17 protein-coding genes are annotated in these 18,574 nt (G+C 72.4%); 12 read left to right on the top strand and 5 right to left on the bottom strand.

Features of this window, described 5'->3' with window-relative positions; translation table 11 throughout:
- Position 1: 1 nt before the first annotated feature.
- Positions 2–1,285: a hypothetical protein gene (locus ACFVTH_RS18390; RefSeq protein WP_387094121.1), complete on the bottom strand. Its 1,284-nt coding sequence runs from the start codon at positions 1,283–1,285 to the stop codon at positions 2–4.
- Positions 1,286–1,441: 156 nt separating this feature from the next.
- On the opposite strand from ACFVTH_RS18390, the gene mtrA reads away from it, so the two are divergent.
- The 7 genes from mtrA (at position 1,442) to ACFVTH_RS18355 (ending at position 11,830) form a co-directional block, all read left to right on the top strand.
- On the top strand, positions 1,442–2,122 hold the full coding sequence (gene mtrA / locus ACFVTH_RS18385; protein ID WP_386937406.1) for an MtrAB system response regulator MtrA: 681 nt from the start codon (positions 1,442–1,444) through the stop codon (positions 2,120–2,122).
- Between the two features lie 12 nt (positions 2,123–2,134).
- Complete coding sequence (gene mtrB, locus ACFVTH_RS18380) at positions 2,135–3,835, top strand: MtrAB system histidine kinase MtrB (protein WP_387094118.1); 1,701 nt, start codon at positions 2,135–2,137, stop codon at positions 3,833–3,835.
- Positions 3,828–5,540 carry a GerMN domain-containing protein gene (locus ACFVTH_RS18375; RefSeq protein ID WP_387094114.1) on the top strand — a complete coding sequence of 571 codons (1,713 nt, stop codon included), beginning with the start codon at positions 3,828–3,830 and terminating at the stop codon, positions 5,538–5,540. The genes mtrB and ACFVTH_RS18375 overlap by 8 nt, the downstream gene beginning before the upstream one ends.
- Before the next feature lie 136 nt (positions 5,541–5,676).
- Positions 5,677–6,474: a ComF family protein gene (locus tag ACFVTH_RS18370; protein WP_387094111.1), complete on the top strand. Its 798-nt coding sequence runs from the start codon at positions 5,677–5,679 to the stop codon at positions 6,472–6,474.
- Between the two features lie 23 nt (positions 6,475–6,497).
- Positions 6,498–7,202: a ribosome hibernation-promoting factor, HPF/YfiA family gene (hpf, locus tag ACFVTH_RS18365; RefSeq protein WP_387094108.1), complete on the top strand. Its 705-nt coding sequence runs from the start codon at positions 6,498–6,500 to the stop codon at positions 7,200–7,202.
- Between the two features lie 179 nt (positions 7,203–7,381).
- The gene (gene secA / locus ACFVTH_RS18360; RefSeq protein ID WP_387094105.1) at positions 7,382–10,165 is read left to right on the top strand and encodes a preprotein translocase subunit SecA; all 2,784 of its coding nucleotides are present in this window, start codon (positions 7,382–7,384) and stop codon (positions 10,163–10,165) included.
- Between the two features lie 126 nt (positions 10,166–10,291).
- On the top strand, positions 10,292–11,830 hold the full coding sequence (locus ACFVTH_RS18355) for a carboxylesterase/lipase family protein (protein ID WP_387094102.1): 1,539 nt from the start codon (positions 10,292–10,294) through the stop codon (positions 11,828–11,830).
- A 9-nt stretch (positions 11,831–11,839) separates the two neighbouring features.
- Here the strand turns inward: ACFVTH_RS18355 and ACFVTH_RS18350 are convergent, their stop codons facing one another.
- On the bottom strand, positions 11,840–12,292 hold the full coding sequence (locus tag ACFVTH_RS18350; protein WP_387094099.1) for an Rv3235 family protein: 453 nt from the start codon (positions 12,290–12,292) through the stop codon (positions 11,840–11,842).
- Between the two features lie 183 nt (positions 12,293–12,475).
- Here ACFVTH_RS18350 and ACFVTH_RS18345 point away from each other — a divergent pair, with 183 nt between their 5' ends.
- Entirely contained in the window at positions 12,476–13,081 is a 606-nt protein-coding gene (locus ACFVTH_RS18345) for a hypothetical protein (RefSeq protein WP_387094096.1), read from the top strand.
- A gap of 21 nt (positions 13,082–13,102) precedes the next feature.
- Here ACFVTH_RS18345 and ACFVTH_RS18340 read toward each other — a convergent pair whose 3' ends face one another.
- Positions 13,103–13,396, bottom strand: a complete 294-nt coding sequence (locus ACFVTH_RS18340) for a helix-turn-helix domain-containing protein (protein ID WP_387094094.1) — start codon at positions 13,394–13,396, stop codon at positions 13,103–13,105.
- A gap of 131 nt (positions 13,397–13,527) precedes the next feature.
- Between ACFVTH_RS18340 and ACFVTH_RS18335 the strand changes: the two genes are divergently transcribed.
- Genes ACFVTH_RS18335 through ACFVTH_RS18325 form a run of 3 tightly spaced genes read left to right on the top strand, consistent with a single transcriptional unit; the run spans position 13,528 to position 16,920 of the window.
- Positions 13,528–14,154 carry a hypothetical protein gene (locus ACFVTH_RS18335; RefSeq protein WP_387094091.1) on the top strand — a complete coding sequence of 209 codons (627 nt, stop codon included), beginning with the start codon at positions 13,528–13,530 and terminating at the stop codon, positions 14,152–14,154.
- Position 14,155: 1 nt separating this feature from the next.
- Positions 14,156–15,400 (top strand): CpaE family protein, encoded by a 1,245-nt coding sequence (locus ACFVTH_RS18330; RefSeq protein ID WP_387094089.1) that lies wholly within the window; start codon positions 14,156–14,158, stop codon positions 15,398–15,400.
- Positions 15,401–15,426: 26 nt separating this feature from the next.
- The gene (locus ACFVTH_RS18325; RefSeq protein ID WP_386937386.1) at positions 15,427–16,920 is read left to right on the top strand and encodes a sensor histidine kinase; all 1,494 of its coding nucleotides are present in this window, start codon (positions 15,427–15,429) and stop codon (positions 16,918–16,920) included.
- A gap of 61 nt (positions 16,921–16,981) precedes the next feature.
- Here ACFVTH_RS18325 and ACFVTH_RS18320 read toward each other — a convergent pair whose 3' ends face one another.
- Positions 16,982–17,230, bottom strand: a complete 249-nt coding sequence (locus tag ACFVTH_RS18320; protein ID WP_022888365.1) for a WhiB family transcriptional regulator — start codon at positions 17,228–17,230, stop codon at positions 16,982–16,984.
- A gap of 198 nt (positions 17,231–17,428) precedes the next feature.
- Here ACFVTH_RS18320 and ACFVTH_RS18315 point away from each other — a divergent pair, with 198 nt between their 5' ends.
- The gene (locus ACFVTH_RS18315; protein ID WP_387094086.1) at positions 17,429–17,920 is read left to right on the top strand and encodes a hypothetical protein; all 492 of its coding nucleotides are present in this window, start codon (positions 17,429–17,431) and stop codon (positions 17,918–17,920) included.
- Between the two features lie 94 nt (positions 17,921–18,014).
- On the opposite strand, the gene bcp is transcribed toward ACFVTH_RS18315, so the two are convergent.
- A complete protein-coding gene (gene bcp, locus ACFVTH_RS18310) occupies positions 18,015–18,491 on the bottom strand; it encodes a thioredoxin-dependent thiol peroxidase (RefSeq protein ID WP_386937382.1) in 477 nt (158 codons plus the stop codon).
- Positions 18,492–18,574 lie beyond the last annotated feature (83 nt).

The raw sequence follows: 18,574 nt of genomic DNA, 5'->3' as shown, positions 1-18,574 counted from the left end.
GTCAGGGCCGCGGCTGCCCGGGCTCGCCCGCCTCGGGCGGCGTCGGCCGGGCCCCGGTGGGCGGCGTCGACGCAGCAGCCTGTGCCGACAACGCGGGGGTGGGGGCGCCCTGCGGCGGAGGCGCGTACGGGTCGCCCGCCGGGGCGGCGCCCGCGTCGCGCTGCTCGACGTGTCGGGCGAGCTCGAGGTCGAGTCCCTCGGTGCGCATGCGGAGGTCGATGTAGATCACCGCGACGAGCGCGCTCTGCACGACCGCGGTGATCGCCCCGATGAGCAGCGACAGCACGAGGGTGACCACGCTCGTCGCGATCGTGATGCCGAGCGCGGCGCCCGCGCCGGTCGGGTCGATGATCGCGGCGAGGATCGTGCCGATGAGCGAGACCGGCTGCACGACGACCTGCGCCGCGACGTTCAGGATGAGCCCCACGAGCAGGAGCGTGCCGAACGTGCGCCAGAAGTAGCCGTCGGTGAGGCGCCAGGACCGGCGCACCGCCTGCCCGATACCCGCGCTCTCGAGCACGATGATGCTCGGCACGATCGACAGCTTCGTGCCGATCCAGGCGCCGAGCACCGCGAGCCCGAGCGCGCCGACGAGCGTGAGGAGCACCGCACCGATGAGGGCCTCGGGAGAGGTGAGCGCTGCCAGGACGATGACGGCGGTGAAGAAGGCGACGACGAGGAGCAGCGCCAGGGTGACGAGCGCCGTCCAGCCGAGCAGCGGCCAGATACGGCGGGCGGCCCGGCGCCAGAGCGCGCCGAACCCGAGGCGCTCCCCGAGGGTTCCGGTCGCGACCTCGACGACCATGACCCCCTGGAGGAACGCACTCGCGACGAGCGTGAGCGCGATCGGCACGAGCATGAGGAGGAGGAACGCGCCGACCCCGCCCGACATGACCGCGTCCATGTCCTCTGCTGCGGCGTTCTCGACGCGGGTGAAGATGAAGACCATGAACGGCACGACGACGGCGAGCGTCGCCAGCGCCGAGACGAGCTGCACCACGAGCCCGCTGCCGAACGTCGCGGCGGGGTTGCGACGCAGCGCCTGGAACGGCGCCCACAGCAGGGTGCCGAAGCTCAGCGGGCGCAGCGGAAGGAGGCCGGGCTTCGGCGGCGGCGCCCAGACACCGGGCGCCGGGGCGGGCCAGGGCTGCTGCGGCGGCGCGGGCGGGGGACCGTAGCCCGGGACGGGCGGGGCCGGGGGCGCGCCGTACGGCGGCGGCACCGGGGCATCGGGAGTCGAACCGCTCGCCGGAGTACCGGGCGCCTGCCAGTCGTGATCCGACACCTGTACGCACTCCTTCCGGCGGGGTGTCCCCATGCTCGCACATTCGGCCGACGCGCACGCCGACCGACTACGCTGGAGCCCACCAGACCGCGCCGCGTCGCACGGGACCGACACGGGACCGCGCCGGATCGCTCGGCGCCGACAGGAATGAACGGGATGACTTCACGCGTACTCGTCGTCGACGACGACACGGCCCTCGCCGAGATGATCGGCATCGTGCTGCGCACCGAGGGCTTCGAGCCGGTGTTCTGCGGCGACGGCGCGGGCGCCCTCGCCGCCTTCCGCGAGGCGAAGCCCGACCTCGTGCTCCTCGACCTGATGCTCCCCGGCATGGACGGCATCGAGGTGTGCGGCCGCATCCGTGCCGAGTCGGGCACGCCGATCATCATGCTGACGGCGAAGTCCGACACGGCCGACGTCGTGAAGGGCCTCGAGTCGGGCGCCGACGACTACATGGTGAAGCCCTTCAACCCGAAGGAGCTCGTCGCACGCATCCGCACCCGGCTCCGCCCGACGCCCGACCCCGTCGTCGCGACGCTCGGCATCGGCGACCTCGTCATCGACGCGGCCGGCCACGAGGTGCGACGGGGCGAGACCCGCATCAACCTCACCCCGCTCGAGTTCGACCTCCTGCTCACCCTCGCGTCGAAGCCGCAGCAGGTGTTCACCCGCGAGATGCTGCTCGAACAGGTCTGGGGCTACCACTACAAGGCCGACACCCGGCTCGTGAACGTGCACGTGCAGCGGCTGCGCGCGAAGGTCGAGCACGACCCCGACAACCCGCGCATCGTCATGACGGTGCGCGGCGTCGGTTACCGCGCCGGCGCGACGACCTAGGCGACGGGCCGGATGACCGAGACCTCCGCCACGGCGATCCCGCTCTCGGGTTCGTGGCGGGACCTGCCGAGGAGGATGGCCGCGCTCTGGCGTCGGTCGCTGCAGTTCCGCACGGTGGTCATCACCATCGCGCTCTCCTCGCTCGCGATCTTCCTCATCGGCCTGTACATCTCGTTCAGCGTGGCGTCCAACCTGTTCCAGAGCCAGCTCGACCAGTCGCTCGCCGCGGCGAACAACGCGACGGTGGCGGCCCAGCGCATCCTGAACTCCTCAGAAGCGGCCGACCGCGGCGCGCTCCAGTCCCTCATGACCTCGACCGTGCGCACGGTGCAGACGACTTCGGGCTCGAACTCGATCGCCTACTTCCGCGTGCCGACCGACACCGCGGTCCGCGACGCACCTCCCGACCGCGGCGACCCGCGGCTGAGCGCGGTCATCACCGACGAGCTGCAGCAACGCGTGCGCGACAACCCCGACGGGCAGTTCTGGCAGTCCGTCGCACTCGAGAACGCCGACGGCGGCACCGACCCGGGCGTCGTGGTCGGCAGCACCCTCGAGGTGCCGAGGGCGGGCGACTACGAGCTCTACATCGGCTACGACTTCGCCGACGCGCAGCAGACCCTCGGATTCATGCAGGCGGTGGGCGTGCTCGGCGCGATCGCCCTGATCGTGCTGCTCAGCGCGATCACCCTGCTCGTGGTGCGCTGGGTGATCGAGCCGATCCGCACCGCCGCGGCGACGAGCCGCCGCCTGGCCGCCGGCGACCTGGGCGTGCGCATGCCCTCGAAGGGCGAGGACGAGCTCGCGACGCTCGCGGCGTCGTTCAACGGCATGGCCGACAGCCTGCAGGCGCGCATCCGCGAGCTCGCCGAGTTGTCGGTGATGCAGCAGCGGTTCGTCTCCGACGTCTCACACGAGCTGCGGACCCCGCTCACGACCATCCGCCTGGCGGGCGACGTGCTCTACGGCCAGCGCGAGGACTTCCCGGGGCCGACCTCGCGCACCGTCGAGCTCCTGCACACCCAGACCGAGCGATTCGAGACGCTGCTCGGCGACCTCCTCGAGATCAGCCGCTACGACGCGGGGTCGGTCGAGCTCACGACCGAGCCGACGAACCTCGTGCACCTCGCGGGCGACGCGATTGAGTCGATGCATGAGCTCGCGCGCGAACACGGCAGCGAGCTGCGGCTCGTCGCCCCCGGCGGCCACCTCGACGCCGAGGTCGACCCCCGCCGCATCCGCCGGATCGTGCGCAACCTGCTCGGCAACGCGATCGAGCACGGCGAGGGGCGGCCGATCGTCGTCTCCGTCGACAGTAACCCCACGGCGATCGCGCTGTCGGTGCGCGACTACGGCCTCGGCATGACCGAGGAGGAGAGCGCCCGCGTGTTCGACCGGTTCTGGCGGGCCGATCCGAGCCGCACCCGCACCATCGGCGGCACCGGGCTCGGCCTCGCGATCTCGCTGGAGGACGCGGTCGCCCACCGGGGCACCCTCGACGTCTGGTCGAGGCGGGGCACGGGCACCGTCTTCCGGCTCACGCTGCCCCGCGGACCCGGGGCCGAGTCGGTGGTCTCGCCGCTGCCGCTCGAGCCCGACGACGCGCACGCGAGCGGGCCGCCGCCGACGGGCGTCGTCACGGCCGTCGATCCCGGCGGCGAGTCGGGCGGCGGCCCGCCGGATGCTGCGGGGCAGGGGGTGCGCGATGCGTAGGCGCGCGTTCGGGGCATCCCTGGCGCTCGCGATGGCGGCGCTGCTCAGCGGCTGCGTCGCGCTGCCGACCTCGGGACCCGTCGGTGTCGGCAATCCCGACCCGGTCGAGGAGTCGGCCGAGCTCGACACCTTCGTGCGCCCGCCGCAGGCGGGTGCGGACCCCGAGCTGATCGTGCAGGGGTTCATCGAGGCCGCCGCGAGCCCGCGCGGCAACTACGGAGCGGCGAGGGACTACCTGACCCCCGAATTCGCGGCGGAGTGGCAGCCCGGCGCGGGGGCGACGATCGACGTGCTCGCCGACCGTTCGTACGAGGCGCCCGCCGAGGTTCCCGAGGACGCCGCGGAGACGCGGGTCTCGGTAGGCGCGACCCCCGCGGCCGCGCTCACCGCGACCGGCGAGTACGATCTGCCCGCTTCGACGGCCGAGGTGACACTGCCGTACCGCCTCGAGCGGGTCGAGGGGGAGTGGCGCATCGCCGAGGCCCCCGACGGCATCCTGATCGACGAGCTCACCTTCGGCGACGTGTTCCGGCCGTACGAGCTCGCCTTCTTCGATCCCGACTTCCGCTACCTCGTGCCCGACCTGCGCTGGTTCGCCGGCCGCGACACCGCCCAGACGAGCATCGTGCGGGCGCTGCTCGCCGGACCGGCCGAGTGGCTCGCGCCGGGCGTCGAGAGCGCGTTCCCCGAGGGCGTCACGCTCGAGACGGGTGCCGTGCCGGTCGCGAACGGCACCGCGAGCGTCGAGCTGTCGGGAGTCTCGTTCGACGACGTCCTGACGGTGCAGCGCATGCAGGAGCAGCTCGACGAGAGCCTCATCGGCGTCGTGCGCAACGTCGACGAGGTCGCGCTCGCGATCGACGGGGCGGTGCAGGACGTCGCACCGCTCAGTGATGCACCGGTGCACGATCCCCCGGTCGATCCGCGGCCGGTCGTCTACGACGGCACGAGCTTCGGCTACCTCTCGGCTTCGGGCGACGAGATCGAACCGATCGACGACATCTCGCCGCAGATCGAGGGGCTCGCCCCGACGGCCGCGGCGGTCGGTCCGCAGGCCGGCTCGGTGGCCGTGCGCACGCAGGCGGGAGTCTCGGTCGTGCTGCCCGGCGAGGCCGCCGAGGTGCGCGACCCGCGGCAGGGGCTCATCGCGCCCGCCATCGACCCGCACGGCGTCATCTGGTCGGTGCCCGCGACCGCGCCGGGGGAGCTCGTCGCCTACCTGCCGAGCGGGGAGGAGCGCGAGCGCCCGATCCCGGTGCCCTGGTCGGGGTCGACGATCGCGGCGCTCGAGGTGTCGCGCGACGGCACGCGCATCATCGCGCTGCTGGGCGACGGCGTCGGCACGCGCTTCGCCGCGGCGTCGATCGAACGCGACGCCGACGGCATGCCCGTCGCGCTCAGCCCGGTCGTGCTGAACCTGTCGGCGCTCGCCGGCACCCCGCGCGACGTGGCCTGGCTCGACGCGAACACGGTCGCGTCGCTCACTTCGCTGCCTGGGGGCGACACGCGCCTCGTCGTGCAGGAGCTCGGCGGCGTGCCCGACACGATCGCCGGTCCCGAGGGCGGCGTCCAGCTCGACGCCGGCAACGGGGAGCGCGATCTCCGCGTGCGCACCTCGGCCGGCACCCTCGACGTGCAGAGCGGCGTCGGCTGGCAGACCCGGGCCGAAGGCATCGACTTCGTCGCGACCCAGATGCCCGACTGAGCGGCGCGCTCCGATCGACCGCAGGGGCGTGCGCGACCGGTCCCACCCTTCCTCCCCAGCGGCCCGGCCGAGGCGGTCGCCGCCCGGCGAGACTCCCGAGCGCCGTCGACCCGCGGGGCCCGGCAGGCTGCGTCGAGTGACGACGTCTCCGGCCCGCCCCATCGCCCGTGCCGCCGTCGCGGTCCGCGAGGCGGCCCTCGACGGCCTCGCCGTGGTCGCCCCGGTGCACTGCGCGGGCTGCGGCACCCTCGACCGGGCCGTGTGCGCCGTGTGCCTCGCCGCGCTCGCCGCCGTGCCGCGCGCGGTGACCCGGCCGGTCCCGAGCCCCGACGCGTCCCTCGTCGTCCACGCGTCCCTCGAGTACGCCGGAGCGGTCGCCGCGATCATCGCCGCCTTCAAGGACGGCGGGCGCACCGACGCCGCGAGGCCCCTCGCGCGAGCCCTGCGCGCGGCCGTCGCCGCCGCGCTCGCCGAGGCGGCGGCCGGCGCCCCCGTCGAGATCTGCACGGTGCCGTCGACGCGCCGCGCCCTGCGCGAGCGCGGCTACGCCCCCGTCGAGCTGCTGCTGGCGCGCAGCGGCATCCGTTCCGCCCGGGTGCTGCGCCTCGCACGCGATCGCGCCGACCAGGCCGGCCTCGACGAGGCCGCGCGTCGGGCGAACGCGCACGGCGGCCTCGTCGCCCCGCACCGCCTCGACGGGCGGCGGTTCCTCTTGGTCGACGACATCCTCACGACCGGGTCGACTCTCGCCGAGACCGCTCGCGCCGTGCGGTCCGCGGGCGGTTCGGTCGCGGGGTCGGCCGTGCTCGCGGAGACGCCGTTGCGACGTGTTCGGCTCTCGGCGAACTCTGCGGAAACGGCCCGTGACAATGGCGGTCAAGCGGGCTACGGTGGCAGGACAGGCGTGGTCGATCCACCCTTCAGAACCGGGTGACACGCCGGTGAACGGAGGTCGTCATGGAACTGAACATCGTCGGACGAAACCTGGGGATCACGGACCGCTTCCGCGCCTATGCGACGGAGAAGTCCGAGAAGGTCACGCACCTCAACGACCGGGCCATCTCCCTCGACGTGAAGCTCAGCCGTCACAACGAGAAGAACGGCAACCCCGGACTCGACCGCGTCGAGCTGACCCTGTTCGGCAAGGGGCCGGTGGTGCGGGCGGAGGCCGACGGCACCGACAAGTACGCGGCGTTCGACGTCGCGCTCGGGCGATTGCTCGAACGCATCAGGAGGGCGAAGGATCGGCGGAAGGTCCATCGAGGCGGCAACCACCGCCACACCTCGCTCCGTGAGGCCACCGATGCCGGCTTCGCCGACGTCGGCGTGCAGGCCGCGGCACCCGAGGTGCTCGAGCGGGTGCGCACCGGGTCGATCCCCGTCGTGACCGAGCCCGACGGGATGGAGGAGGACGAGGTCTACAGCCCCGTCGTGATCAGGCGCAAGGTGTTCGCGTCGACGCCCATGACCGTCGACGACGCGCTCTACTTCATGGAACTCGTGGGTCACGACTTCTACCTCTTCGTCGACGCGGAGTCCAACCGGCCGAGCGTGGTCTACCGCCGCAAGGGCTGGGACTACGGGCTCATCGGCCTCGACGAGAACTCCGACACGGTGCTCGACAGCCCCGTGACGAAGGGGCGCGAGCCCGTGGCATCCTGACCGCCCCGATGTTCTGAACCGGCGACCCCGCTCCGCATCGCACGATGCGGAGCGGGGTCGCTCAGGCTGCGGCCCACTAGCATGGCTATGATGACCGCTGGACAGGCGGCAGTGGGCGCCGCCGCCACCCGAGGCGGGCACCGACGACGCAGCGCCCGATGAAACACAGGAGAACATTCGTGGCTTCGATTCTTGAAAAGGTCCTCCGCGTCGGCGAGGGCCGAACCCTCAAACGGCTCGAGAACTACGCGGCGGCCATCAACGCGCTCGAAGAGGGCTTCCTGGCGCTCAGCGACGACGAGCTGAAGCACGAGACCGTCGAGCTCCGCGAGCGCTACGCGAGCGGCGAGTCGCTCGACGACCTGCTGCCCGAGGCGTTCGCGGCCGTCCGAGAGGCGTCGCGCCGCACCCTCGGCCTCCGCCACTTCGACGTGCAGCTCATGGGCGGCGCGGCGCTCCACCTCGGCAACATCGCCGAGATGAAGACCGGTGAGGGCAAGACGCTCGTCGCGACGACCGCCGCGTACCTCAACGCGCTCACGAGCCGTGGCGTGCACGTCATCACCGTCAACGACTTCCTCGCGAGCTACCAGTCGGAGCTCATGGGCCGCGTGTTCCGCGCCCTCGGCATGACGACCGGATGCATCGTGGCCGGCCAGACCCCGCAGGTCCGCCGCGAGCAGTACGCCGCCGACATCACGTACGGCACGAACAACGAGTTCGGCTTCGACTACCTGCGCGACAACATGGCGTGGCAGGCTTCCGACATGGTGCAGCGCGGCCACCACTTCGCGATCGTCGACGAGGTCGACTCGATCCTCATCGACGAGGCGCGCACCCCGCTCATCATCTCGGGCCCCGCCTCGGGCGAGGCGAACCGCTGGTTCGCCGAGTTCGCGCGACTCGCTGCGCGGCTCGTCCCCGGCGAGGACTTCGAGGTCGACGAGAAGAAGCGCACGGTCGGCGTGCTCGAGCCCGGCATCGAGAAGGTCGAAGACTACCTGGGCATCGAGAACCTCTACGAGTCGGCGAACACGCCGCTCATCTCGTTCCTCAACAACTCGATCAAGGCGAACGCGCTGTTCAAGCGCGACAAGGACTACGTGGTCATGAACGGCGAGGTGCTCATCGTCGACGAGCACACCGGCCGCATCCTCGTGGGCCGCCGCTACAACGAGGGCATCCACCAGGCGATCGAGGCCAAGGAGGGCGTGCAGGTCAAGGCCGAGAACCAGACGCTCGCGACCGTCACGCTGCAGAACTACTTCCGCCTCTACTCGAAGCTCTCGGGCATGACGGGTACCGCCGAGACCGAGGCGGCCGAGTTCATGTCGACCTACAAGCTCGGCGTCGTGCCCATCCCGACGAACAAGCCGATGGTGCGCATCGACCAGTCCGACCTCGTCTACAAGAACGAGGAGGTCAAGTTCGCCCAGGTCGTGGAAGACATCGTCGAGCGCCACAAGCAGGGCCAGCCCGTGCTCGTCGGCACGACGAGCGTCGAGAAGAGCGAGTACCTCTCGCGCCTGCTCGCCAAGAAGGGCGTGCGGCACGAGGTGCTGAACGCGAAGAACCACGCGCGCGAGGCCGCGATCGTGTCGCAGGCCGGTCGCCTCGGCGCGGTCACCGTCGCCACGAACATGGCCGGCCGTGGAACCGACATCATGCTCGGCGGCAACGCCGAGTTCATCGCCGTGCAGCAGATGCACGAGAAGGGCCTCTCGCCGGCCGAGACGCCCGAGGAGTACGAGGCCGCCTGGGACGGCGTGTTCGAGGCGGTCAAGGCCGAGGTCGACGTCGAGGCCGAGAAGGTGCTCGCCGCGGGCGGCCTCTACGTGCTCGGCACCGAGCGCCACGAGTCGCGCCGCATCGACAACCAGCTGCGCGGTCGCTCGGGCCGTCAGGGCGACCCCGGCGAGAGCCGCTTCTACCTGTCGCTGACCGACGACCTGATGCGGCTGTTCAACGCCGGTGCGGCCGAGAGCCTGATGTCGCGCGGCGTGCCCGACGACGTCGCCATCGAGTCGAAGGTCGTCTCCCGCGCGATCCGCTCTGCGCAGTCGCAGGTCGAGGCCCGCAACGCCGAGATCCGCAAGAACGTGCTGAAGTACGACGACGTCCTCAACCGCCAGCGCGAGGCGATCTACGGCGACCGCCGTCACATCCTCGAGGGCGACGACCTGCACGAGCGCACCCAGAAGTTCCTCGAGGACGTGATCGACGAGGTGCTCGCGCAGCACACCGCCGAGGGCAACCCCGACGAGTGGGACTTCGACGCCCTCTGGACGGAGCTGAAGACCCTCTACCCGGTCGGCATCACGATCGACGAGGTCGTCGCCGAGGCCGGCGAGAAGGGCCGCGTCAACCGCGAGTTCGTGCGCCGCGAGATCCTCTCCGACGCGAAGCTCGCCTACCAGCGCCGCGAGGAGCAGCTCGGCAGTCCGGCGATGCGCGAGCTCGAGCGCCGCGTCGTGCTCTCGGTCATCGACCGTCGCTGGCGCGACCACCTCTACGAGATGGACTACCTGAAGGACGGCATCGGCCTGCGTGCGATGGCCCAGCGCGACCCGCTGGTCGAGTACCAGCGCGAGGGCTTCGCGATGTTCCAGCAGATGATGGGCTCCATCCGCGAGGAGACGGTCGGATTCCTGTTCAACCTCGAGGTCGAGGTCGCACCGCAGGGCGGTTCGGGCGCGACGATCGAGGCGAAGGGCCTCGGCCGCCAGGGCGCCTCCGACGACAAGCTCAGCTACACCGCGCCGAGCGACTCGGGCGGCGTCGAGGTGCGCAACCAGCGCGGCCAGGTGCAGCAGGCCGCCACCCAGCGTGCGCGGCGCGCGGTCGCCGAGAGCCAGGCTCCCGCGGCCGAGACCGAGCGCGGGGCCTTCGGCCAGCGCGCGGGCGGCGAGGTCGCCCCGCAGAACCGCTCGGAGCGACGCGCCCAGGAGCGCAAGGGCCGCTGAGCCCCGTCGACCTCCGCGGCCCGTATGCTCCTCCGAGCATGCGGGCCGCGGTCGTCTCGCGCGCCCGAGTGCGCACGGAGCGCAGCGCCCCCTACGATCGGAGGATCGCCCACTCGAGGAGGAGACATGGCGTCACGACCCGATGATGCGGCCGCGGTGCGCGCAGACGAGATCGACGAGCCCGACGAGGCGGTGGTCGCCCGGGTCGGCGGTGGGATGCTCCGCGGCTCGCGCGTCGACGGCATCGATCGCTTCCTCGGAGTACCCTATGCGGCAGCGCCCTTCGGGCCCCTGCGCTTCGCGCGACCCGAGCCTCACCTCGGCTGGACGGGCGGGCGGGACGCCACGCGACCGGGCGCCACGGCGCCGCAGGCGCCCTACGGCGGCGGACTCGAGCAGGTGCTGCCCTCCATCGAGGTGCCGGGCGACGAGATCCTGAACCTCAACGTGTGGGCGCCGTCGACCGAGGCGCGCGTCGACGGAACCACTCTCGACGAGGTGGGCGACCCGAGCGGTGCGCCGACGCTGCGGCCCGTCCTCGTCTGGGTTCACGGCGGCGCGCTGTCGCGCGGTGCGAACTCCCTCGACAGCTACGACGGGAGCACGTTCGCACGTGACGGCGTCGTCTTCGTGTCGATCAACTACCGGGTCGGCTCCGAGGGGTTCTCGGTGCTCGAGGATGCCCCGCTCAACCTCGGGCTGCTCGACGTCATGGCGGCGCTCCGCTGGGTGCGGAGCGAGATCGCCGCGTTCGGCGGCGATCCCGGCCGGATCACCGTCGCGGGGCAGTCGGCCGGGGCCTCGCTCATCGCGGCCGCGCTCGCGCACCCCGACGGCGCCGGGCTCGCCGACCGGGCCATCCTGCAGAGCGGGCCGCTCGCGGCGCGCCCGCGCGACCGGGCGGCCCGCATCACCCGCCTGATCGCGAAGGACCTCGGCGTCGCCGCCGACCGAGAGGGCTTCGCCTCGGTCGCCCCCGCCGAGCTCGTGGCGGCGCAGCTGCGCGTCACCGCCGGCACCACGCCCGTGACCGGCGGCCCGGGCTTCGCGCTCGCCGCCGGCGAGGGTCTTCCCGACCCCGAGGTCGCGCTGGGCGCGGGGGCCGCCGACGCGATCCCCGTGCTCATCGGGTCGACCCGCGAGGAGGCCCGGCTCTGGCTCGAGCCGACGGGGCTCACCTCGCGCATCAGTGCCCTCCACCTCGCCGCGGCCCGACTCAGCTTCAAGATCCGCGGCGCGACGATGCGCGTCTACCGGCGCAACCGGCCCGGCGCGAGCCGGGGCGAGCTGTTCGGGGCGCTCGCCACCGATCTCCTGCTCCGCCTCCCGATCAACCGGCTGGCCGACGCCCGCCTGGGGCGCGGCGCCGAGACCTGGGTGTACGAGTTCGGCTGGTCGAGCCCGCGTCTGGGGCTCGGGGCGGCCCACTGCATGGAACTGCCGGCGGTCTTCGACCGGCTCGACGCCGACGATGCGGTCGCGCTCACCGGGGGAGCGGCGCCGGCGTCGCTCGCCGGCGAGATGCATGGGGCATGGGTCGCGTTCGCGACGCACGGCGATCCGGGATGGGAGCGCTGGACGGCCGATCGGCCGGTGCGGACCTTCGACGTGCAGACGCGCACCGTACTCGCCCCCAGGGAGGACGAGCGCGCGAGTTGGGAGTGAGTGCCCGGCTCAGAGCACGCTGACGGCGCTCGCGCGCCAGCGCCGGTCGAAGCCCTCGAGGCGGATCGCCACCGCGCGCGAGCGCGCTCGCTGGTGCACCATCACCACGGCCTCGACGACGCCCTCGGCAGGCTCGTGCAGGTGCACGCGGCCGACCGAGAACGAGGGGCGCTGCGCCTGCTGGCCCTTGACCCGGCGAGCCCTCGCGGCGAGCACGACCCGCTTCGACAGGGCGCGGTAGACGTCGTCGGTGACCCAGCGGGCGAGCTGCTCGAGGTCGCGCGCCCCGGCGAGCGACTCGAGGACGCAATGCGTGAGGTTGCGCAGCAGCGGCTCGGGGTCGGGGAGCTCGGAGCGCCGCGTCGGCTGGCGTGCGAAGTAGTCGTCGTCGAGCTCGAGGTGGCGGGCGGCACTGCCCTGCACCGCGGCCGTTCGGGCGGCTGCGGCATCGCGTACGGTCATCTTTGCTCCAGTAGGGCTGGGAGTCGCCGGGCGTTCGGGACGGCGACGAGGCTCACCCCCCGAGAGGGGGACAGACGTGACTCACTGGAGTGAAATTTAGGGAGGGCGTCGAAGCGTGTCAAGAGATTTCTCGGTCTGTGGAGAACTCCGCCGTCACCCGGCGTCACGGGGTAGCGTCGCTGCATGCGCTGGGACCTGCTGTTCGACGACCTCGAGTCGCAGCTCGACCGCGAGCAGCACGAGGAGCAGCGCGTCCTCGCGCTCGAGGAGGAGCGCCTCCGGCTCGGTCGGCTGACGCTGCGCGACCGCCTGGCCGCCATCGCCCGTGCCGCCGACGCCGGGGGAGCCGGCGAGGAGCTCGTGCGCATCGAGCTCGCGGGAGGCACGGTGCTCGCCGTCCGCCCAGTCGGCTTCGGCCGCGACTGGATGAGCGCGGAGGTCCGCCATCACGGCCGCCCGGTCGAGCAGTGCCTCGTGCCGCTCGCGGCGGTCGCCGCGATCCTGCCGGGCCGCGGACAGCTCGATCCGAGCCTCGCGGTGCTGCCCGAGGCATCCGTTCGCCTGGCGGAGCGGATCGGCCTGCCGTTCGTGCTGCGCGACCTCTGCCGTCGTCGTACCGCCGTGCAGCTCACGACCGTCGACGGTATCGTGCACGGCACGATCGACCGGGTCGCGCGCGATCACCTCGACCTCGCGCTCCACGAACCGGGGAGCGCGCGACGCGAGCGCGAGGTGCACGGCTACCGGATCGTCCCGCTCTCGCGGCTGCTCCTGGTGCGTTTCGACTGACCGCGGGCCCGCTGGCGCGGCTCAGTCGACGGGTCGGACGCGACCGCTGCGGGCCCCCGAGAGCTCGGTGACGTTCGCGAACTCGCCCTCGTTCCAGGCCACGCCCACGCGCGTCTCCTCGTACTGGAGCTCGATCCAGACCTCGAGCTGGGCGCGTTCGATGCGCCATGGGCCCGACGTGCCGACCCGGATGGCCGGGAGCTCGCCGCTGCGGATCAGCCCGTCGACGGCCGCGACGTCGACGGCGAGGATTTCGGCCGCGTCGGCGATCGTGAGGAAGCGGCCGATCTCGCCGCCCGAACCGGGTGAGGTCATGTCTCGATTATCGACCCGATGGGGTGGTGCGCGGTCGAGCCGGTGCCGCTGTGGATAACTTCGGGACGTTCGTCGCGGTTCGGGCGACGATGGGTCCGGCGCAGGGGCGCCGACGACAGGAGGCAGTGCCGATGACCGCTCGCAGCCGTGGCGAACGCGGAGCCGTGAGGCTCGATCCCAGGCTCCTCATCGGCCTCGTCCTCGTCGCCGGCTCGACGCTCGGGGTCTGGGCGCTCGTCGCCGGCCTCGACGACACCGTCGAGGTCTACGTCGCCGGTGACACGCTCACGCCGGGCACCCGGCTCGAGACCGACGACCTCGACGTCGCTGCGGTGCGCCTCGGCGCGAGCGAGCGGCACTATCTGCTCGTCGACGGCGCGCCCGCCTCGTCGCTCGTGGTCACGCGCACCGTGCAGGCCGGAGAGCTCGTGCCGCTCGCTGCGGTCGACGACGCCGACCGCACGGGCCTGTCGACGGTCGTCGTGCCGAGCCGCGGGCCGCTGCCGAGCGGGCTCGAGGCGGGGTCGAGGGTCGACGTCTGGGCGGCGAAGGCGACCGAGCGCGGCGGGTTCGAGGCACCGAAGGTGCTGGTCGGCGGCGCCGAGATCGCCGCGCTCGTCGAGCAGAGCGGCATGATGGCCTCCGAGGGCACGTCGGTCGAGCTCCTCGTCCCGCGCGAGAAGGTCGCGGCGCTGCTCGAGGCGCTCGCCGCCGAGGACGCCATCGACCTCGTCGCGACGCGATCGTCGGGCGACTGAGATGGCGCGCCTCGCGCTCGCCCTCGACGCCTCCACCGAGGATCGGCTCCTGCCCGACCTCGTCGAGCACGGCCACGCGGTCGTCGCCCGGCTGGTCGGCTGGCGCGACGTCGTCGAGAGCCTCGACGTGCTGGCGCCCGACGTCGTGGTCGTCGGGGCGGGGCGCGGCACCCTGAGCGCCGAGCTGCTCGCCGCGTGCGACGAGCGCGGCGTCCGCCTCGTCGGCGTCGTCGCGAACGACGTCGAGCGCGCCCACGCCGGCGCGCTCGGCGTGCACGAGCTCGTCGACGCCGATGCCGAGTGGGCCGAGTTCGAGTCGCTCGTGGCGGGCGGGGTCGCCGTCCCGTCGCGCATCGGGGGCGGCGACGGCGCCTCGTCGACGGAGGGGGTGATCGCCTGCTGGGGTGCGGCCGGCGCACCAGGCCGCACGACGATCGCGGTCAACGTCGCCGCCGAGCTCGCGGCCGCGGGCCATCGGGTCGCCCTCGTCGACGCCGACCCGTACGGCGGCGGCATCGCACCCGTGCTCGGACTCCTCGACGAGACGCCAGGCTTCGCCGCGGCCTGCCGCCTCGTCGGCGCCGGAGCGCTCGACCGCGCCGAGCTCGAGCGCATCGCCCAGCGCTACTCGGCTCCTCGCGCCTCCTTCGACGTCTTCACGGGGCTCGTCGGGCCGAGCCGATGGCCCGAGCTCTCGCACGAGCGGGTGGGCGGCGCGCTCGCGACGATGCGCGAGCACTACGAGTACCTCGTGATCGACACCGGGTTCAGCCTCGAACGCGACGAGGAGATCACGAGCGACCAGTTCGCGCCCCGGCGCAACGCCGCGACCTTCGCCGCGCTGGAGTCGGCCGATCGGGTGATCGCGATCGGGCTCGCCGATCCGGTCGGGCTCTCGCGTCTGCTCCGCGGCCTCGACGAGCTCGGTTCGCTCGTCGATTCCGAGCGCATCGACGTGGTCGTCAACCGGGTCAGGCAGAGCGCGCTCGGCATCGACGCGCACGCCCAGGTCAGGCAGACGCTGCGCCGGTTCGCGGGCATCACCGACGCCGTGCTGCTGCCGCACGACGGCCGGGCGGCCGATGCCGCGATCCTCGGCGCGCGGACCCTGCGCGACGCTGCGGGGCGCGCACCCCTCCGGTCGGCCCTGCGCGCCTACGTGCTCGGCTCGGTCCTGCCCGAGCCCGTCGCGCCCGTGCGACGCCGCCTCGCGCCGCCCCTGCTGCGTCGTGCTGCGACGGGCTGAGGCGAAACGCGCACTACGCTGGATCCGTGTCGACCCTCAGTGAACTCGTCCTCGCCCAGGGCCGCAGCAGTCAGGCCGACGTCGACTGGCTGCACATGCTCGTGGGCGACCTCCAACTGCTCGCCGATCTCGCCTTCGCCGACATCGTGCTCTGGGTGCCGTCCGGCGACGACGACTTCGTCGCGGTCGCGCACTCGCGACCCTCGAGCGCGGCGACGCTCTTCTACCGCGACTTCGTGGGGCAGGGCATCAAGCCCCAGTGGCGCGACCTCGTGACGGAGGCGTTCGGCTCGGCCAGCATCGTCGACTCCTCGGCCCCCGACTGGTACGAGGAGATGCCGACGCGCGTGCGCGCGGTGCCGGTGATGCGCCGACTCAACGCGACGGGAACGGCGATCGCAGCCGAGCCCGTCGCCGTCATCACCCGGCACACGAACCTGGGCGCGACGCGTACGCCGAGCCGGCAGGAACTCACCTTCAACGAGTGCGCCGAAGAGCTCTTCCAGATGATCGCGTCGGGCGACTTCCCCGACCTGGGGGCGCCGACCGGCCCTCGCCGCGGCGCTCCGCGCGCCTCAGACGGCCTGATCCGGCTCGACGTCGACGGCATCACGACCTTCGCGAGCCCGAACGCCCTCTCGGCGTTCAACCGGATGGGCTTCGACGACGAGCTCGAGGGCGAGTCGCTCGCCGAGGTGACGACCGCGCTGCTCGGCGGCAAGCTCGTCGTCGACGAGTCGCTGCCGCTCGTCGTGACCGGCCGGGCGCCGTGGCGCACCGACGTCGAGTCGCGGGGGGTGACCGTGTCGCTGCGGGCGATCCCGATCCGCCGGCGCGGCGAGCGCACCGGCGCGATCGTGCTGACCCGCGACGTCACCGAGCTGCGCCATCAGGAGCAGGAGCTCATCACCAAGGACGCGACGATCCGCGAGATCCACCACCGGGTGAAGAACAACCTCCAGACCGTCGCGTCGCTGCTGCGCATCCAGGCGCGCCGCACCCACTCCGACGAGGCGCGCGACGCGCTCACGCAGGCGATGCGGCGCGTCGGGGCGATCGCCGTCGTCCACGACACGCTCTCGACGGGGCTCTCGCAGAACGTCGACTTCGACGAAGTGTTCGACCGCGCGCTGCTGCTCGTCGCCGAGGTCGCGTCGGCCCACAACACGACCGCGCACCCGAAGCGCACGGGTTCGTTCGGCGTGCTGCCGAGCGAGTACGCGACGCCGCTCGCCCTCGCGCTCACCGAGCTCGTGACGAACGCCGTCGAGCACGGCCTCGCCGGTCAGGAGGGCGACGTCGAGATCATCGCCGACCGCTCGCAGACCGAGCTGACGGTGCAGGTGCGCGACACCGGCGCGGGCCTGCCCGAGGGCAAGGTCGGCGAGGGGCTCGGCACGCAGATCGTGCGCACGCTCATCCAGGGCGAGCTCGGCGGCACGATCGACTGGCACACGGTGGTCGGCCGCGGCACCGAGGTGACGATCGAGATCCCGCTGCGCTGGATCACCCAGGCCTAGCAGTGAAAGATGCTCCGGAGCCCGCCGGACGCGGGCCCCGGAGCATCCGAAGCGATGGGGCTCAGCCCGCGCGGCGGGCGCGAGCGGCGCGGCGCTTGAGTGCGCGGCGCTCGTCCTCCGAGAGGCCTCCCCAGACGCCCGAGTCCTGACCGGTCTCGAGGGCGTACTGCAGGCAGATCTCGGTGACGGTGCAACGGGCGCAGACCGTCTTGGCCTTCTCGATCTGATCGACGGCGGGACCGGTGTTGCCGACCGGGAAGAAGAGTTCCGGGTCTGCGGTGAGGCAGGCGGCCTTGTCGCGCCAATCCATGGAGATGCTCCTTGCATGTACTTCGTTCGCAGACGCGCACGATTGCGCTTGCCCGTAAGGGCTGCTGCAGGGGGAAAGTCGAATCTCGGGAAGTAGGATCATGACTGATCGGCTCACGTCCCTGTGAGCATCAATTCGACCTCATAAATGGTCGCATAGTGGAGAGACCGAATCAATAGCCATGTATGGGACAACGCTGTGAATCGACGCGACGAGACCCGGCCCGAGGCATCCGGTCAGGGGGCGGGCGATCCGGCCGAGGCCGGTCCGCCCGTCGAGCCCGCGCAGGACGGCGGCGTTCGCGCCGCCCTCGTGGTCGTGAGCGTCGCGCTCTTCGCCGAGGCCCTGCTCATGGTCGGCCTCGTGCTCTGGCTGCTGTTCGACCTGTTCACGCTCGAGCCCTCGTCGATGGCGACGGCGATCGCGCTGCTGGTGCTCGTGGTCATCGGTGCGATCTGGATCACGGCGGTCGCAGTCGCCTCGCTGCGACGCGCGCCGTGGTCGCGGGCGGCGGCGATCGTCTGGCAGATCCTGCAGGTCTCGATCGCGGTCGGCGCCTTCCAGGGCCTCTTCGCGCGACCCGACATCGGCTGGGCGCTCCTCGTGCCGGCCATCACGGTCATCGGCCTGCTCCTCTGGACGCCGGTGCGGCTCGCCTACGCACGGCCCGAGGAGCACCCGACGGCCTGACCCGTCGTCCCGGCGAACTCGAACACGAACGCGAACGGGCCCGGCCGCAGCTGCGGCCGGGCCCGTTCGTCGACTCGAGGGCGAGGAGGGCGGTTCAGGCGTCGAGCCCGAGCTCGCGGCGAACCCGTGCGACGTGCCCCGTGGCCTTCACGTTGTACATGGCCCGCTGGATGCGCCCCTCCTCGTCGATGATGAAGGTCGAGCGGATCGAGCCCACGACGATCTTGCCGTAGAGCGACTTCTCGCCCCAGACGCCGTACTGCTGCTGCACGGCGAGGTCGGGGTCGGCGAGCAGGGTGAAGTTCAGGCGGTCGCGCTCGGCGAATCGGGCGAGCTTCTCCACCTCGTCCTTCGAGACGCCGAGCACGCGGATGCCGGCGCTCTTGAACGAGTTGAGGCTGTCGCGGAAGTCGCAGGCCTCGGTGGTGCAGCCCGGGGTCATCGCCTCGGGGTAGAAGTAGAGGACGACCTTCGACCCGCGCAGCGACGAGAGCGTGACGGCGTCGCCGTTCTGGTCGTCGAGCGTGAAGTCGGGGGCGAGGTCGCCGGGGGCGAGTCGTGCATCGGTCATGCCACCCATCGTAGGCACGCTTCGATGAGCGGATGCTCCGTGCGCGCCCGTGCGCACGGGCGCGGGCCGGGCGGCCGCGTCGG

Source organism: Agromyces sp. NPDC058104, assembly GCF_042884835.1.
In the GTDB taxonomy this organism is placed as follows: Bacteria; Actinomycetota; Actinomycetes; order Actinomycetales; family Microbacteriaceae; genus Agromyces.
The sequence above is the reverse complement of the archived record's forward strand: the minus strand, read 5'-3'. Positions and strand labels throughout refer to the sequence as shown.

Bases quoted from the DNA above. Each gene is read 5' to 3' on its own strand.
- mtrA (WP_386937406.1), top strand. From the start codon at position 1,442: ATGACTTCACGCGTACTCGTCGTCGACGACGACACGGCCCTCGCCGAG.
- ACFVTH_RS18320 (WP_022888365.1), bottom strand. From the start codon at position 17,230: ATGGATTGGCGCGACAAGGCCGCCTGCCTCACCGCAGACCCGGAACTC.
- ACFVTH_RS18355 (WP_387094102.1), top strand. From the start codon at position 10,292: ATGGCGTCACGACCCGATGATGCGGCCGCGGTGCGCGCAGACGAGATC.
- ACFVTH_RS18335 (WP_387094091.1), top strand. From the start codon at position 13,528: ATGACCGCTCGCAGCCGTGGCGAACGCGGAGCCGTGAGGCTCGATCCC.
- ACFVTH_RS18350 (WP_387094099.1), bottom strand. From the start codon at position 12,292: ATGACCGTACGCGATGCCGCAGCCGCCCGAACGGCCGCGGTGCAGGGC.
- ACFVTH_RS18375 (WP_387094114.1), top strand. From the start codon at position 3,828: ATGCGTAGGCGCGCGTTCGGGGCATCCCTGGCGCTCGCGATGGCGGCG.
- ACFVTH_RS18340 (WP_387094094.1), bottom strand. From the start codon at position 13,396: ATGACCTCACCCGGTTCGGGCGGCGAGATCGGCCGCTTCCTCACGATC.
- bcp (WP_386937382.1), bottom strand. From the start codon at position 18,491: ATGACCGATGCACGACTCGCCCCCGGCGACCTCGCCCCCGACTTCACG.
- ACFVTH_RS18345 (WP_387094096.1), top strand. From the start codon at position 12,476: ATGCGCTGGGACCTGCTGTTCGACGACCTCGAGTCGCAGCTCGACCGC.
- ACFVTH_RS18330 (WP_387094089.1), top strand. From the start codon at position 14,156: ATGGCGCGCCTCGCGCTCGCCCTCGACGCCTCCACCGAGGATCGGCTC.
- hpf (WP_387094108.1), top strand. From the start codon at position 6,498: ATGGAACTGAACATCGTCGGACGAAACCTGGGGATCACGGACCGCTTC.
- mtrB (WP_387094118.1), top strand. From the start codon at position 2,135: ATGACCGAGACCTCCGCCACGGCGATCCCGCTCTCGGGTTCGTGGCGG.